Here is an 18,128-nt window from a genome sequence, read left to right as displayed (position 1 = left end):
TCAGGACAGGCCCAGTTCGTCGTCGAGCAGGTCGAAGATCTCGTCGGCCGTGGCGGACTCGATCGAGCGGTCCTGGGCATCGGTGTCCGGTGCACTGTGCGTCTCGTTCCACTTCGCCAGGAGGTCGCGCAGCCGGGCGGTGATGCCCGTGGCGTCCTCGTCGTCGGGGCCGACGCCCGCCAGGATCGATTCGAGCCGGTCCAGCTCGGTGTGGACGGCCCGCCGGGGGGTGTCGTCCGTGCCCAGCCGCTCGCCGAGGTATCCGGCGAGCGCCTCCGGCGAGGGGTAGTCGAAGATCAGCGTGACCGGCAGGCGCAGCCCGCAGCCGGAGGTGAGCCGGTTGCGCAGGTCGACTGCGGTCAGCGAGTCGAAGCCGAGGTCGAGGAAGCCGCGCGCCGGGTCGACGTCGTCCGGGCCGGCGTGGCCGAGGACGCCGGCGACCTGGGTGCGCACCAGGTCCATCAGGGCCTGGGCGCGCTCGGTGGTCGGCAGGGCGGCCAGCCGGTCCGCGAGGGAGCCGCCCGCCTCCGTGCCGAACCCGGTGCCGGTACGGGTCCCGGGGTCGGCGGCGGCCCGGCGCACCGGGACGTGTACCAGGGAGCGCAGCAGCGGCGGCAGGGTGCCGTCGGCCGCCTGGGCGCGCAGGGCGGCCGGTTCGATCCGCATGGGCACCAGGACGGCGTCGTCCAGGGTGTGCGCGATGTCGAAGAGGGCCAGTCCCTCCTCGGGCGCCAGGGCGGCCACGCCGGAGCGGGCCATCCGGGCCAGGTCGGCCTCGTCGAGGGCGCCGGCCATGCCGTCCTCGGCGGTCCACAGGCCCCAGGCCAGCGAGGTCGCGGTCAGTCCGCGGGCCCTGCGGTGCTGGGCGAGGGCGTCCAGGAAGCTGTTGGCCGCCGCGTAGTTGCCCTGGCCCGGGGCGCCGAAGCAGCCGGCGACCGAGGAGAACAGCACGAACGCGCTCAGCTCGTGTCCTTCGGTCAGCTCGTGCAGGTTCCAGGCCGCGTCGAGCTTGGGCCGCAGCACGGTGTCCAGGCGCTCGGGGGTGAGCGAGTCGATGATGCCGTCGTCCAGGACGCCGGCGGTGTGCACCACCGCCGTCAGCGGGTGCTCGGCGGGGATGCCGGCGAGCACCGCCGCTAGCGCGTCCCGGTCGGCCGCGTCGCACGCGGCCCAGCTGACCGACGCACCCAACTCCTCGACACTGGCGGCGAGTTCGGACGCGCCCGGGGCCTGCTCGCCCCGTCGGCTGAGCAGCAGCAGCCGGCGTGCGCCCCGCTCGGCCACCAGGTGGTGGGCGAAGATCCGGCCGAGGGTGCCGGTGGCCCCGGTGACCAGGACCGTGCCCTCGGGGTCGAGGGCGGGTGCCTGGCGGTCGGTGCGGGCCACGCGGCGCAGCCGGAAGGCGTGCGCGCGACCGGCCCGCAGGGCCAGCTGCGGCTCGTCGACGGCCAGGGCGGCGGCCAGCGCTGCGGCGGAGGCGTCGCTGCCGTCGGTGTCGGCGAGGACGAACCGGCCCGGGTTCTCCGACTGGGCGGTGCGCACCAGGCCCCACACCGGGGCGTGGACCAGGTCGGTGACGGGCTCGCCCGGTTCGGCGGCGACCGCGCCGCTGGTGAGCAGCACCAGCCGGGAGCCGTCGAGGCGTTCCTCGGCGAGCCACTGCTGGACGAGGTCGAGCGCGCGGTGCGCGGCGGCCCGGGCGGTGGCCGCCCGGCCGCTGGTGGTGACGGCGGGGGTGAGCGGGACGACGACGGTGTCGGGCACCGGTGCGCCCGCCTCCAGCGCGGCGCGCAGCGCGGCGAGGTCGGCGTGGGTCTCGACGGGCCGGTCGCCGGGGTGGAAGGCGCCCGGGTCCTCGCCGAGCACCGCCCAGCGCCCGTCGGTGGGCGCGGTCCCTGTGCCGGGCAGCGCGGCCCAGTCGAGGGCGAACAACGACTCGTGGTGGGTGGAAGGGCCCTCGCCGAGCCCGCCGGCGGGCACCGGACGCAGCACGAGCGAGCCGACGGTGGCGACGGGCGCGCCGGTGGGGTCGGCCAGGTCGAGTGCGACGCCGCCGTCCTCGGCGGCGGCCAGCCGCACGCGCAGCCCGGTCGCGCCGGTGGCGTGCAGCCGTACGCCGGTCCAGGCGAAGGGCAGTCGGGCGCCCTCGACGGGGGCGTCGGCGCTCGCGCCGGGGGTGGCCAGGCCCAGCGCGTGCAGGGCCGCGTCGAAGAGCGCGGGGTGCAGTCCGTAGGCGTCGGCGTCGGCCGCGTACGACGGGTCGAGCGCGACCTCGGCGAACACCTCCTCGCCGCGCCGCCAGGCGGCCCGCAGGCCCTGGAAGCCGGGGCCGTAGCCGAGTCCGGCGAGGGCCGCGCCCGGGTAGAACCCGTCGACGGGCAGTTCCTCGGCGCCGGTCGGGGGCCACTGGCTGAGGTCCGCCGCGGGGGCCTCGGGGGCCCGCGCGGTCAGGACGCCGGCCGCGTGCCGGGTCCAGGGCTCCTCGGCGGGGGCGTCGGCGCGCCGGGAGTGCAGGGTCAGGGCGCGCCGCCCGCTGTCGTCGGGACCGGCCACGGCCAGCTGGAACTGCACGGCTCCCCGCTCGGGCAGGGTCAGCGGCGCCTCGACGGTGAGCTCGTCCAGTACGTCGCAGCCGACGTGGTCTCCGGCGCGCAGGGCCAGTTCCACGAGGGCCGTGCCGGGCAGCACCACGGTGTCGCCGACCGTGTGCTCGGCCAGCCAGGGCTGGACGGAGACGGCGAGTCGGCCGGTGAGCACCAGCCCGTCGGAGGCGGGCAGTTCGACGGTGGCGCCCAGCAGCGGGTGGTCCGCGCCGTCCAGACCGGCCGCCAGGACGTCCTCGACGGAGACGCCCACGTCCAGCCAGTAGCGCTTGCGCTGGAAGGGGTAGGTGGGCAGCTCCACCCGGCGGGCGCCGGTGCCCGCGTAGTACGCGGTCCAGTCGACGGGCGCGCCGTGGACGTGGGCGAGGGCCAGGGCGGTGGTGGCGGTGTCGGCCTCGGGCCGGCCGGCACGCAGCAGCGGCACGAACACCGCGCCGTCGCCGGTCACGCACTCCTGGGCGAGCGCGGACAGCACGCCGTCCGGGCCCAGTTCCAGATAGGTCGTGACGCCGGACTCCTCCAGGGTGCGCACGCCGTCGAGGAAGCGGACACTCTCGCGCACGTGGCGCACCCAGAAGTCGGGGTCGGTGAGCTCGTCGGTGACGAGCGCGCCGGTGAGGTTGGAGACGACCGGGACGAAGGGGGTCTCGTACACGAGGCTCTCCGCGACCTTGCGGAAGTCGGCGAGCATGCCGTCCATCAGCGGCGAGTGGAAGGCGTGGCTGACCGTGAGGCGCTTGGACCTGCGGTCCGCGAACGATCCGGCAAGCCTGTCCGTCTCGTCCGGGTCACCCGCGATCACCACCGACCGCGGCCCGTTGACCGCCGCGATGCTCACGTTCTCCGTCAGCAGCGGCGCGACCTCGGACTCGGTCGCCTGGAGCGCAGTCATCGCGCCGCCCTCGGGCAGAGCCTGCATCAACCGGCCCCGCGCGGCGACGAGTTCGCAGGCGTCCTGCAGGGAGAGCACCCCGGCCAGGTGCGCTGCGACGATCTCGCCGATCGAGTGGCCGCAGAGCACGTCGGGCCGGACGCCCCACGCCTCGACGAGCCGGAACAGGGCCACCTCGATGGCGAACAGTGCGGGCTGCGCGTACTCCGTCCGGTTCAGCACCTCGGCGTCCTCGCCGAACAGCACGCTCTGGAGCGGCAGTTCGAGGTGACGGTCGAGCTCGGCGCAGACCTCGTCCAGGGCACGGGCGAAGACCGGGTGGGCCGCGTACAGTTCACGACCCGCGCCCGGACGCTGGCTGCCCTGCCCGGTGAACAGGAAGGCGGTGCGGCCCTCGCGGGCGGTGCCGTGCAGCACCCCGGGAGCCTGCTCGCCGCGCGCCAACGCGTCGAGTGCGGCCAGCAGTTCGTCCCGGTCGCCGGCGAGCAGCGCTGCACGCCGCTCCAGCGCGGAGCGGGTGGTGGCCAGGGACAGCGCCAGGTCCACCGGCCGCAGCTCCGGATTCGCCCGTACGTGGGCGCCGAGCCTGCGGGCCTGGGCGCGCAGCGCGTCCTCGCCGCGCGCCGACACCAGCAGCGGCACCGTCTCCGGCGGCACAGTCACCGTCACCGGCGTGACCTGCCCGGTCGGCTCCGCCCCGCGAGCATGGTCTGGCTCGGGAGCGAGGTCCGGCTCGGGGGCCTGCTCGATGATGGCGTGCGCGTTGGTGCCGCTGATGCCGAAGGAGGACACGCCCGCGCGGCGCGGCCGGCCGGTCTCGGGCCAGGCGACCTGTTCGGTGAGCAGCGAGACCGCGCCCGCCGACCAGTCCACGTGCGGGGTCGCCTCGTCCACGTGCAGGGTCTTGGGGACCACGCCGTGGCGCATCGCCATGACCATCTTGATCACGCCGGCGACGCCCGAAGCGGCCTGGGTGTGGCCGAGGTTGGACTTCACCGAGCCCAGCAGCAGCGGCCGGTCGTCGGTGTGCTCGCGGCCGTACGTGGCGAGCAGCGCCTGCGCCTCGATGGGGTCGCCGAGGGTGGTGCCGGTGCCGTGCGCCTCGACCACGTCGACCTCGCCCGCACCCACGCCCGCGTTGGCGAGGGCGGCGCGGATGACCCGCTGCTGGGAGGGGCCGTTGGGGGCGGTGAGGCCGTTGGACGCACCGTCCTGGTTGACGGCGGAGCCGCGCACGACGGCCAGGATCTGGTGGCCGTTGCGCCGGGCGTCGGACAGCCGCTCCAGCAGCAGCATGCCCGCGCCCTCGCCCCAGCCGGTGCCGTCGGCGGCGGCCGCGAAGGACTTGCAGCGCCCGTCGGCGGCAAGACCCCGCTGCCGGCTGAACTCGATGAAGGTGCCGGGCGTGAACATCACGGTGACACCGCCCGCGAGCGCCAGCGAGCACTCGCCGTTGCGCAGCGCCTGCGCGGCCAGGTGCAGTGCGACCAGCGAGGACGAGCAGGCCGTGTCGACGGTGACGGCCGGGCCCTCAAGTCCGAAGGTGTAGGAGACACGGCCGGAGACGATGCTGCTGGAGCTTCCGGTGCCGAGGTAGCCCTCGACGCCGTCCGGCACCGCGTGCAGCCGGGCGCCGTAGTCGTGGTACATCACACCGGCGAAGACGCCGGTGCGGCTGCCGCGCACCGAGGAGGGGGCGATGCCGGCGCGCTCGAAGACCTCCCAGGTGGTCTCCAGCAGCAGCCGCTGCTGCGGGTCCATGGCGAGGGCCTCGCGCGGCGAGATGCCGAAGAAGTCCGCGTCGAACTCGGTGGCGTCGTGCAGGAATCCGCCGTCGCGGGCGTAGGAGGTGCCCTGGCTCTCCGGGTCCGGGTCGTACAGCGCCTCGGTGTCCCACCCACGGTTCTCGGGCCAGCGGGTGATGCCGTCGGCGCCCGCCGTCAGCATCCGCCACAGATCCTCGGGGGCGCGTACGCCGCCGGGGTAGCGGCAGCTCATCGCGACGATGGCGATGGGCTCGTCGTCGGCCGGCGCGGCGGTCGCGGGCGCGGCCGGGGTACCCTCGGCGGCGGTGCCGTCGCCGACGAGTTCGGTGCGCAGGTGCCGGGCGAGCGCGGCCGGTTCGGGGTGGTCGAAGACCAGGGTGGCGGGCAGCCTCAGCGCGGTCGCCGCGTTCATGCGGTTGCGCAGCTCGACGGCGGTCAGCGAGTCGAAGCCGAGTTCCTTGAAGGACCGGGAGGACTCGACGGACCCGGCACCCGTGTGGCCGAGCACGGCCGCGACCTGGGCCCGGATGAGGTCCAGGAGCACCCGCTCCTGCTCGGCGGCCGGCAGTGCGGCCAGTCGGCCGCGCAGCTCGGACTCGCCGCCCGCGGCCACGTCCACGGTGCGCCGGGCGACCCCGCGGACGAGTCCGCGGAGCAGGTGGGAGAGGGTGCCGGCGGAGGCCTGGGCGCGCAGCGCCTCGGCGTCGACGCGCATCAGGGCGACGGCCGGCTCGTCGAGGGCCACTGCCGTGTCGAACAGTTCCAGGCCGTCCTCGGCCGTCAGCGGCGGCAGTCCGGCGCGGCGCATCCGGTTGACGTCGGCGGCGTCCAGGGCGCCTGCCATGCCGTCCTCGACGGCCCACAGGCCCCAGGCGGTGGCGGTGGCCGGCAGCCCATGGGCGCGGCGGTGGGTGGCCAGGGCGTCCAGGTAGGCGTTGGCGGCGGCGTAGTTGGCCTGGCCCGGTCCGCCGAAGACGCCGGAGGTGGAGGAGAACAGCACGAACGCCGTCAGGTCCAGCTCGCGGGTCAGCTCGTGCAGGTTCCAGGCCGCGTCCACCTTGGGCCGCAGTACGGCGGAGAGCCGCTCGGGGGTGAGCGCGGTGACGACACCGTCGTCCAGCACACCGGCGGTGTGCACCACGGCGGTCAGCGGGTTCGCGGCGGGGATGCCGGCGAGCACCGCGGCCAGTGCGTCGCGGTCCGCGACGTCGCAGGCCGCCCACGTGGCGGTCGCCCCCGACTCGGCCAGTTCGGCGACGAGTTCGGCGGCGCCGGGGGCTTCGGCCCCTCGCCGGGCCACGAGCAGCAGCCGCGTCACGCCGTGGCGGGTCACCAGGTGCCGGGCCACCAGACCGCCGAGTGCGCCGGTTGCGCCGGTGACCAGGACGGTTCCGCCGGGCCCGAAGGCCGGTGTACGGGCGGGATCGGCCTGCTCGGGGTCGAGCGCGGCGACCCGGGCCAGGCGCGGCACGAGCACCTCGCCGACGCGCAGCGCGAACCGCTCCTCGTCGGTGCCGAGCGCCACCCGCAGGGCCTCGCCCGCGGCGGCGTCCGTGGCGTCCACGTCCACGAGGGCGATCCGGCCCGGGTTCTCGGTCTGCGCCGAGCGCAGCAGACCCCATACGGTGGCGGCGGACGGGTCGATGACCTCGGCGTCGGGCCCGGTCGCGACCGCGCCCCGGGTGACGACCACCAGCCGGGAGTCGGCGAACCGGTCCTCGGCCAGCCACTGCCGCACCAGGGCCAGGGCGGCGCGGGCGGCGGCGTGCACGGCGGCCGGGTCGGCCGAGCCCGGCGCGAGCCCGAACACGACCTCGTCCGGCAGGGGCTCGCCCGCGTCCACGGCGGCGGCCAGGGTCGCCAGGTCCGCGTGTCGCGGCGCGTCCGGCAGCGCGATTCCGTCCGAGCCGAGCAGCGCGAACCGGGCGGCCACGGGCTCGCCGAGGCCGGCGGGCGCGGTCCACTCCTGGCGGAAGACCGCCTCGTGGTGCGTGGTTCGGGCGACGCGCAACTGGTCGGCGGAGACCGGGCGCAGTCCGAGCGACTCGACCAGCGCGACCGGGGCACCGGCGGCGTCCGCGATCTCCAGGCGCACACCCTCGGCGCCGGCCGGGGTGAGCCGGACGCGCAGCGCCGCGGCGCCCGCGGCATGCAGGGACACCCCGCTCCAGGCGAACGGCAGCCGGCCCAGGCCGTCGTCGGCACCGACGCCGCTCAGCCCGATGGTGTGCAGGGCCGCGTCCAGCAGCGCCGGGTGCAGACCGAACCGGCCCGCCACCTCCTGCGCGCCCTCCGGCAGCCGCACCTCGGCGAAGACCTCGCCGTCGCGCTGCCAGGCGGTGCGCAGGCCCCGGAACGTCGGCCCGTACGCGAACCCGATCGAGTCCAGCTCGTCGTAACGCTCCTCCAGAGGCACCTCGGTGGCCCCGGCCGGCGGCCAGGCCGACAGGTCGAAGCCTGCCGGGCCGCGCGCGCCCTCGGCGAGCACACCGGAGGCGTGCCGGGTCCACGGCTCCTCGGCCGCGAGCCCCTCGGCGCGGGAGTGCAGTGCGACCGGGCGGCGCCCGGAGGCGTCGGCGGCACCGACCCACACCCGCAGCTGGACGCCGCCGCGCGCGGACAGCACCAGCGGGGCCTCCAGGGTCAGCTCCTCCAGGTGGTCGCAGCCCACCTGGTCACCGGCCCGCACCGCCAGCTCCACGAACGCCGTTCCCGGCAGCAGCACACTGCCGAGGATCTCGTGGTCGGCCAGCCACGGATGCGTGTCCAGGGCGAGCCGTCCGGCGAAGACCATGCCGTCGGACTCGGGCAGGGCCACGCCCGCGCTCAGCAGCGGGTGCCCGGTGTCCTCCAGACCGATCGCCTCGACGTCCCCGACGTGGTACGGGGACACGGCGGGCCAGTAGCGCTGCCGCTGGAAGGCGTACGTCGGGAGGTCCACGCGATGTGCGCCCGTACCGGCGAAGTACGCGGACCAGTCGACGCGCGTGCCGTTGACGTGGACCCGGCCGAGGGCGGTGGTGAGGGTGTCCGCCTCGTCGCGCCCGGCGCGGAGGACGGGGACGAACACGACGTCGGCGTTCTCGACGCAGCCCTGGGCCATGGCGGACAGGACGCCGTCGGGACCGAGTTCGAGGTACGTGGTGACGCCCGCGGTCTCCAGGGCTCGGATGCCGTCGGCGAAGCGGACCGCCTCACGAACATGACGCACCCAGAACTCGGGCCGCGTCAGCTCCTCCGAAGCGAGAGCACCGCTCACATTCGAGATCACCGATATCTTCGGCAGCTCGTACGTCAGGGACTCCGCCACGGCACGGAAGTCGTCCAACATGCCGTCCATGTGCGGCGAATGGAAAGCGTGACTGACCGTGAGCCGCTTGGACCTGCGGTCGCCGAACGATCCGGCGATCCGCTCGGCCTCGTCCGCGTCACCCGCGATGACCACCGAGCGTGGCCCGTTGATCGCCGCGATGCTCACCCGCTCGTTCAGAAGCGGCGAGACCTCGTCCTCGGTGGCCTGAAGCGCGATCATCACGCCACCTTCGGGCAGCGCCTGCATCAGCCGACCACGAGCGGACACCAGCTTGCAGGCGTCCTCCAGGCTCAGCACCCCGGCCACATGCGCGGCGGCGATCTCACCGATCGAGTGCCCGGACACGAAGTCCGGCTTCACACCCCACGACTCGAACAGCCGGAACAACGCCACCTCGACCGCGAACAACGCAGGCTGCGTACAGGCCGTACGGTTCAACAGTTCTGCGTCGTCCCCGAACACCACGTCCTTGAGCGGCACATCAACGTCGAGGTGCGCGCACACCGCGTCGAAGGCATCGGCGAACACCGGGTACCGGGCGTACAACTCCCGGCCCATGCCGAGCCGCTGACTGCCCTGCCCCGTGAACAGGAAGGCGGTCTTCCCCGACAGCGGCGAACCCGTCACCACACCCGGCGCACCGGAATCCTGCGCCAGACCGGCCAGACCGGCCAGCAGCCCCTCCCGGTCACCGGCCACCACCACCGCACGACGCTCGAAGACCGAACGCCCCGCCGCCAGCGAGAAACCCAGATCGTTCAGGTCGGCGTCCACCCGCTCACCGAGGTGGGCATGCAGCGCGGCCGCCTGACCACACAACGCCTCCGCACTCCTCGCCGACAGCAGGAACGGCACCGGCCCCACCGGTTGTACCGGCCGCACCGGCTGCACCGGCTGCACCGGCTGCACCGACGACTCGGCCTCGGCCACCGGCTCCGGCGCCTGCTCCACGATCGTGTGCGCGTTGGTCCCGCTGATACCGAACGAGGAGACACCCGCACGACGGGGCCGACCCGTCTCCGGCCACGCCACCGACTCCGTCAACAACGAGATGTCACCGGCCGACCAATCGACATGCGGGGTCGGCTCGTCCACGTGCAGGGTGGGCGGCAGCACGCCGTGCTGCATGGCGAGGACCATCTTCATCACGCCCGCGACGCCGGCGGCGGCCTGGGTGTGGCCGAGGTTGGACTTGATGGAGCCGAGGTGGAGGGGTTGACCCTCGGGCCGGTCCTGGCCGTACGTCGCCAGCAGCGCCTGGGCCTCGATCGGGTCGCCGAGCTTCGTGCCGGTGCCGTGCGCCTCGACGGCGTCCACGTCGGCAGGGGTGAGGCCGCCACTGGCGAGGGCGGCGCGGATGACGCGCTGTTGGGACGGACCGTTGGGCGCGGTCAGTCCGTTGGAGGCGCCGTCCTGGTTCACGGCGGAACCGCTGACGAGCGCGAGCACGGGGTGGCCGTTGCGCCGGGCGTCGGACAGCCGCTCCACGAGGAGCATGCCGACGCCCTCGCCCCAGCCCGTGCCGTCGGCGGAGGCGGCGAAGGCCTTGATGCGGCCGTCCTCGGCCAGCCCGCGCTGGCGGCTGAAGTCGATGAATGAGGCAGGGGTGGACATGACGGTCACACCGCCGGCGAGGGCCATGGAGCACTCGCCGTTGCGCAGCGCCTGGATCGCCCAGTGCAACGCGACCAGCGAGGAGGAGCAGGCCGTGTCGACGGTGACGGCCGGGCCCTCCAGGCCGAGCACGTAGGAGATGCGTCCGGAGACGACGCTGGCGGCGTTGCCGGTTCCGAGGAAGCCCTCGACGCCCTCGGGGGCGGCGAGGATGAGGTTGAGGTAGTCCTGGCCGTTGGTGCCGGTGAAGACGCCGATCTGCTCGCCGCGGACGGTGGCCGGGTCGATGCCGGCGCGCTCGAAGGCCTCCCAGGAGGTCTCCAGGAGCAGCCGCTGCTGCGGGTCCATGGCGAGGGTCTCGCGCGGCGAGATGCCGAAGAAGTCCGGGTCGAAGTCGGTGGCGCCGGCGAGGAAGCCGCCCTCGCGGACGTAGCTGGTGTTCTCGGTGGCGGATTCGGGGTCGTACAGCCCGTCGAGGTCCCAGCCGCGGTCGGCGGGGAAGCCGGAGATGGCGTCCCGGCCCTCGGCCAGGAGCCGCCACAGGCCCTCGGGGGTGTCCACGCCGCCGGGGAAGCGGCAGCTCATCGCAACGATGGCGATGGGATCGTCGGCGACGGCGACGGGGGCCTGCGCGACGGCGGATCCGCCGTTCGTGCCGAGGAGTTCGTCCTGGAGGAAGGCGGCCAGGGCGTAGGCGTTGGGGTAGTCGAAGATCAGTGTGGCGGGGAGCGGCAGTCCGGTGCGGGAGGACAGCAGGTTGCGCATCTCCACGGCGGTCAGCGAGTCGAAGCCGAGGTCGCGGAAGGCGCTGGCGGGGTCCACGGTCTGCGGTCCGGCGTGTCCGAGCACGGCGGCGACCTGCGCGCGGACGAACTCCAGGGCCAGCTCGTCGCGTTCGCCGGCCGGTGCCTCGGCGAGGCGGCGGGCGAGGGTGTCGGCGGTCTCGACGGCCGGGCCGGTCGCCTCGCCGGAGGCGAGGGCCCGCACGGCGTCGGGCAGGTCGGCGATGAGCGGGCAGGGACGCACCGCGGTGAGGCCCGGGGCGAGCAGCGACCAGTCGAAGTCGGCGACGACGCAGGCCGTTTCGTCCAGGGCGAGGCTGGTGCGCAGCGCGTTCAGGGCGAGTTCGGGGGCGAGGGCGGGCAGCCCGGCCTGGCGCAGACGCTCGGCGACGAGGCCGTCGGTGGCCATGCCGCCCTCGGCCCAGGCGCCCCAGGAGACGACAGTGGCGGGCAGGCCGTCGGCGCGGCGCTGCTCGGCGAGAGCGTCCAAGTAGGTGTTGGCTGCCGCGTAGTTGGCCTGTCCCGCAGCGCCGAGGACGCCGGCGACGGAGGAGAACAGCACGAAGGCGGACAGGTCCAGCTCGCGGGTCAGCTCGTGCAGGAGGTGGGCGGCATGCGTCTTGGGGCGCAGCACGCCGGCGAGGCGGTCGGGGGTCTGGGCGTCCAGGACGCCGTCGTCGAGGACGCCGGCGGCGTGCACGACGGTGGTGAGGGGATGCTCGGCGGGCACGTCGGCCAGCAGGGCGGCAACGGCGTCGCGGTCGGTGACGTCGCAGGCGACGAAGGTCACCTTGGTGCCCAACTCGGCCAGTTCCAGAGCGAGTTCTTCAGCACCTTCGGCCTCGGGGCCGCGTCGGCCGACCAGGAGCAGCCGGTCGGCACCCGCGCGGGCGAGCAGTCGGGCGACGTGCCGGCCGAGCGCTCCGGTGCCGCCGGTGACGAGGGCGGTGCCGCCGGTGGTCCACTCGGCGGGCTGCTCCTCGCGCGGGGCGCGGACCAGTCGGCGTACGAAGGTGCCGGTGGAGCGTACGGCGAGGTGGTCCTCGTCGCCGAGACCGCCGAGCGCGTCGGCGAGCCGGCCCGCGGCGCGCTCGTCGGGCTGCTCGGGCAGATCGATCAACCCGCCCCATCGGGTGGGCAGTTCGAGCGCCGCGGTGCGACCGAGACCCCAGACGAGCGCCTGGGCGGGGGCGGCGACGCGGTCGGCGCGGCCGGTGGAGACGGCGCCGCGGGTTGCGGCCCACAGCGGTGCCTCGACACCCGTGTCGCCGAGGGCCTGGACGAGGGCGGTGGTGGCGGCGAACCCTGCGGGCAGCGCGGCGTCCACGGGGTGCGGGCGCTCGTCGAGGGCGAGCAGCGACAGCACACCGGCGGGCGCCTCGGCGTCGGCGAGGAGCACGCGCAGCCGGGCGGCGAGGTCGTCGCGGTCCTCGTCTGCGGCGTCCACGGCGAGGGTCGTCACCTGGGCGCCGCGCGCGGCCAGGGCGCGGGCCGCGGCGCCGGCCCACGGGTCGTCGGCCTGCCCGGCGGGCACGACCAGCAGCCAGTGCCCCGTGACGGGACCGGTGGCGGTGTCGGTGAGCGGCTTCCAGGTGACGCGGTAGCGCCAGCCGTCGACGGTGTCGCGGTCGCGGTTGCGGCGGTGCCAGGCGGAGAGCGCGGGCAGCACGCCGCTGAGCGGCTCGTCGCCGGCGACGCCGAGGGTGTCGGCGAAGCGCGCGAGGTCCGCGCTGTCCACGACCTCCCAGAACTTGGCGTCGGCGGCGGAGAGTTCGCCGCCCGCGACGGGGTCGGTGAAGTCGGTGAAGGGGTCGCGCGGCCAGTACAGCTCGCGCTGGAAGGCGTACGTGGGCAGTTCCACCCGGCGGGCCCCGGTGTCACGGAAGCGGGCGGCCCAGTCCCGGGAGAGGCCGCGCACATGGGCGCCGGCCACGGCGGCCGTGAGCGACCATGCCTCGGGCCGGCCGGTGCGCAGCGCGGGCAGGAAGGCGGCGGCGCGCGGGCCGGTGGCGGTCAGGCAGTCCCGGCCGAGCCCGGACAGCACACCGCCGGGGCCGAGTTCGAGGTAGGCGGTGACGCCGCGGCTCTCCATCCAGCGGATGCCGTCGAGGAGGCGGACGGCCTCGCGGACGTGGCGCACCCAGAAGTCGGCCGAGCCCATCTCGTCGGAGACCAGGGCGCCGGTGAGGTTCGAGACGACCGGGATGCACGGCGTTTCGTAGACCAGGCCCTCGGCGACGGTACGGAAGGCGCCGAGCATGCCGTCCATGTGCGGCGAGTGGAAGGCGTGGCTGACCGTGAGGCGTTTGGACTTGCGGTCCTTGAACGCTCCTACGATCCTCTCGGCCTCGGCGGCGTCACCGGAGAGGACCACGGACTGCGGGCCGTTGACGGCGGCGATGCCGACCCGCTCGGTCAGCAGCGGCGCGACCTCGTCCTCGGTCGCCTGCAGCGCGATCATGACCCCGCCCTCGGGCAGGGCCTGCATCAGCCGGCCGCGCGCCGAGACCAGCGTGCACGCGTCCTCCAGCGAGAACACCCCGGCCACATGGGCTGCGGCGATCTCGCCGATGGAGTGACCCGCGAGGAAGTCCGGGCGCACGCCCCACGACTCCACCAGCCGGTACAGCGCCACCTCGACGGCGAACAGCGCGGGCTGCGCGTACTCGGTGCGGTCGAGAAGGGCGGCGTCCGTACCGAAGAGCACGTCCTTGAGCGGGCGGGCGAGCTCCAGCCGGGCGCACACCGCGTCCAGCGCCTCGGCGAACACCGGGTATTCCTCGTACAGTTCACGGCCCATGCCCAGGCGCTGGCTGCCCTGGCCGGTGAAGAGGACGGCGAGTTTGCCCTCGGTGGCGCTGCCCTCGAAGACGTCGGCGCAGGCCCGGCCCTCGGCGAGCGCGGACAGCCCGGCGAGCAGACCGGTGCGGTCGTGGACGACGACGGCGGCGCGGTGGTCCAGGGCGGCGCGGGTGAGGGCCTGCGAGTACGCGAGGTCGGCGAGGGCGACGTCGGGGCGCTCGGTGAGGTGGGCTTGGAGGCGGGCGGCCTGGGCGCGCAGGGCGGCCTCGGTGCGGCCGGACAGCACCACGGGCAGCACACCCGCGCCGTCGGCCGCCGGGGCTTTCTGTGCGGTCTCCTCGTTCTCGGGAGCGCTCTCCAGGATGACGTGGGCGTTGGTGCCGCTCATGCCGAAGGAGGACACGCCGATGCGGCGCGGCCGGTCGTACGCGGGCCAGGGGCGGGCCTCGGTGAGCAGTTCGACGTTGCCCGCCGACCAGTCCACGTGCGGGGTGGGCTCGCTGACGTGGAGGGTGCGCGGCAGCATGCCGTTGCGCATGGCCATGACGCTCTTGATGACGCCGGCGACACCGGCGGCGGCCTGGGCGTGGCCGATGTTGGTCTTCAGCGAGCCCAGCCACAGCGGCCGGTCCTCGGGCCGGTCCTGGCCGTAGGTGGCGATCAGGGCCTGGGCCTCGATGGGGTCGCCCAGGCCGGTGCCGGTGCCGTGCGCCTCGACGGCGTCGACTTCGCCGGGGGTGAGGCGGGCGTTGGACAGCGCCTGGAGGATCACACGCTGCTGGGAGGGACCGTTGGGGGCGGTGAGGCCGTTGGAGGCGCCGTCCTGGTTGACGGCGGTGCCGCGCAGCACGGCGAGGACCGGGTGGCCCTTGCGGCGCGCGTCGGACAGCCGCTCCACCAGCAGGATGCCGACGCCCTCGGCGAGGCTGAAGCCGTCCGCGTCGGGCGAGAACGCCTTGCAGCGGCCGTCGGTCGCCAGGCCGCGCTGCTTGCTGTAGTCGATGAAGGTGCCGGGCGCGGCCATCAGCGTGGCGCCGCCGGCGAGGGCCATGGAGCACTCACCGTTGCGCAGCGCCTGCACCGCCAGGTGGAGCGCCACCAGCGAGGAGGAGCAGGCGGTGTCCACCGTGACCGCCGGGCCCTCGAGCCCGAAGGTGTACGACAGCCGGCCGGAGGCGACACTGGCGGCGTTGCCGGTGCCGAGGTAACCCTCGACGTTCTCCGAGGAGCTGAGCAGCGCGGTCAGGTAGTCGTGGCTGCTGGTGCCGACGAAGACGCCGACCTGCTTGCCGCGCATCGCCGTCGGGTCGACGCCCGCGCGCTCGAACGCCTCCCAGGAGGTCTCCAGGAGCAGCCGCTGCTGCGGGTCCATGGCGAGCGCCTCGCGCGGCGAGATGCCGAACAGCGAGGGGTCGAAGCGCGCGAAGTCCCGTACGAAACCGCCTTGGTCGGCGTAGCTGGTGCCGGGATGCTCGGGGTCCGGGTGGTAGACGGTCTCCATGTCCCAGCCACGGTCGGCGGGGAACCCGGTGATCGCGTCGGCCTCGGCCTCCACGAGGCGCCACAGCTCCTCGGGGGAGTCGATGCCGCCCGGGTACCGGCACGCCATTCCGACGACGGCAATGGGGTCCTGGTTCTTCGCCTCGACGTCGCGCAGCCGCTGACGCGTCTGGTGCAGGTCCGCCGTCACCAGCTTCAGGTAGTCCCGCAGCGTCTCTTCATTCGCCATTTGATGCAACCACCCATTTGCGGCAGACGGCATAGGAAACCGTTGTGCGAAAATCCAAGGAATTCAATGCGCGCCCGACCGGCCCGCCCCGCGGGCGAATCGACTGCGCACTGCGAGGCTATTGACCGCCCAATATCCCCCACAACCCCTAACTGCCCCCTATGCACCCCTGGGTGGAGGGGGATCAGGGGGCAGTCGCACTACGGGGAAATACCTGGTGGCTGACCATCGTGACCAATATCGAAGTCGCCGTCAACACGCTTTCCCATTCCGAGTCCGAGCAATTTCGCCCGCATTTTCCGACACGGTACGGGCCGGGTGGGCCGGCTCCCCCGGGAGGAGAGCGGGCCCACCCGATCAGGCGCGGCCCAGACCCTTGTTGATGAACGCGAACAGCTCCTCGTCGCTGGCGTCCTGGAGCCGGTCCACGTCGTCCAGCACGTCGACCGGGGCACTGCCGTCGGGGACCTCGTCACCGGACGCGGAGGCCGCCGGGTCCCCGGCGTCGTTCCACTTCGCGAGCAGCGACTGGAGCCGCATCGTCACCCGGGCCCGTACGACGTTGTCGGAGGTGCCGTGCTCCAGCACCGCCTCCAGTTTGTCCAGTTCCTCCAGCAGCGGGGCGCCGCCCGCCGCCGCGTCCGGCACGATCCCGGCCCGCACAAAGGCCGCGACGGCGGCCGGCGTCGGGTGGTCGAAGACGAGGCTCGCGGGCAGCTTCAGCCCGCTGACCGCGCCGAGGCGGTTGCGCAGGTCCACCGATGTGAGCGAGTCGAAGCCGAGCTCCTTGAAGGCCCGCCCCGCTTCGATCGACGACAGGTCGGAGTGGCCGAGGACGGCCGCGACGGCGGTGCGGACCAGTTCCAGGACGGTGCGCTCCTGCTCGGCCTCCGGCAGCCCGGCCAGCTGCTGGGCCAGCGGCATGCCACCGGCCAGCGCGTCGGCGGACTCCCGTTCGACGCTCTCGATCACCCGTCGCGCCTCCGGCAGTCCCAGCAGCAGCGTCCGGTCCCGGTCGGCGGTGAAGGCGAGCGTGAACCGCTTCCAGTCCATGTCCACGACCGTCAGCGTCGCCTCGTCCCGGTCCAGCGCGTGCTGGAGGGAGACCAGCGTCCGCTCCGGCGGCATCACCAGGATGCCGTGCCGGCGCATACGGTCGCCGACTGCCCCGCCGTCGCCCGCCGCGCTGTCCCACGGACCCCAGGCGATCGAGGTCGCGGGCAGCCCGGCCGCGCGCCGGTGCTCGGCGAAGGCGTCCAGGAAGGCATTGCCCGGCGCCTGGTTGCCCTGACCGGGCGCACCGAAGGTGGCGGAGAAGGAGGAGAACAGCACGAACGCCGACAGGTCGAGGTCGCGGGTCAGCTCGTGCAGGTGGCGCGTGGCGTCCACCTTGAGCCGCAGCACCTCCCGCATCCGCTCGGGCGTCAGCGCCTCGACCACGCCGTCGTCCAGGACGGCGGCGATGTGCACCACGGCGGTCAGCGGGTGCTCGGCGGGGATCCCCGCGATGAGCGCGGCCAGCGCCTCGCGGTCGGAGACGTCGCAGGCCGCCACGGTCACCTCGGCGCCGAGCGCGGTCAGTTCCTCGCGCAGCTCGGCCGCCCCGGGCGCCTCCGGCCCCCGCCGGCTCGCCAGCATCAGGTGCGCGGCGCCCTTGCCCGCCAGCCAGCGGGCGACGTGCGCGCCCAGGGCTCCCGTGCCGCCGGTGACGAGTGTGGTGCCCTGCGGCTTCCACTCTCGTACGGCCGGAACGTCGGCCAGCCGGGCCCGCACCAGCCGGCGGCCGTAGAGACCCGCCGGTCGCAGCGCCACCTGGTCCTCGGCGCCGTCGCCCGCGAGCAGGCCCACCAGCCGGGCGAGGGTGCGTTCGTCGGCTTGCTCGGGCAGGTCCAGCAGACCGCCCCAGCGCCCACCCTGCTCCATGGAGGCCACCCGGCCCATGCCCCACACCAGCGCCTGCTCGGGGTCGGCGAGACGCTCGGCGGAGTTCACCGCGACCGCGCCCCGGGTCAGGCACCACAGCGGCGCGTTCACGCCGGCGTCCCCGAGCGCCTGGAGCAGCGTCACCGCGTCGATCAGCCCGCCACCGGGCAGCAGTAGGGCCCCGGCCACCTCGTCCGAGGCCTCGCGGATGCGGGCGGCAAGTTCATCGCGGCTTTCGCCGACGACCGCGAGCGTACGGACCTCGGCGCCGTGCTCCAGGAGCGCACCCGTGATCGCGGTGGCGTCGGCACCTTCGGGTACGGCGACGAGCCAAGTGCCGGACAGGTGCGCGGTGGCCGGGTCGGGGATCCGCTTCCAGGTGACCCGGTAGCGCCAGCCGTCCACCGTGGACTGCTCGCGGCTCTGCCGACGCCAGGACGACAGGGACGGCAGGACAGCGGTCAGCGAGTCGTTGTCGGCCAGGTCCAGCTCGGCGGCCAGCGCCTCAAGGTCCTCGCGCTCCACCGCGTCCCAGAACCGTGCGTCCTCGATGCTCTCCGCCACCACCTGAGCCTCGACGGGCGCGGCCTCCGGCCAGAACCGCTGTCCCTGGAAGGCGTAGGTGGGCAGATCGAGGTGGCGTGCGGCCGTCCCCGCGAACACGGCGCCCCAGTCGACCGAGGCCCCCCGTACGTACGCCTCGC

General features: G+C 74.5%; 2 protein-coding genes. Both read right to left on the bottom strand.

The window, feature by feature from the left end; translation table 11 throughout:
* Positions 1-15,501 (bottom strand): type I polyketide synthase, encoded by a 15,501-nt coding sequence (locus ACZ4N5_RS41960; protein ID WP_467762236.1) that lies wholly within the window; start codon positions 15,499-15,501, stop codon positions 1-3.
* 357 nt (positions 15,502-15,858) lie between these two features.
* Positions 15,859-18,128 (bottom strand): SDR family NAD(P)-dependent oxidoreductase (locus tag ACZ4N5_RS41955; RefSeq protein WP_467762235.1); only part of this gene is annotated, 2,270 nt, incomplete at its 5' end.

The sequence above is a fragment of the Streptomyces sp. NPDC026500 genome, from assembly GCF_055567635.1.
Note: the sequence above shows the minus strand (reverse complement) of the source record. Positions and strands in the feature narration are given on the sequence as shown.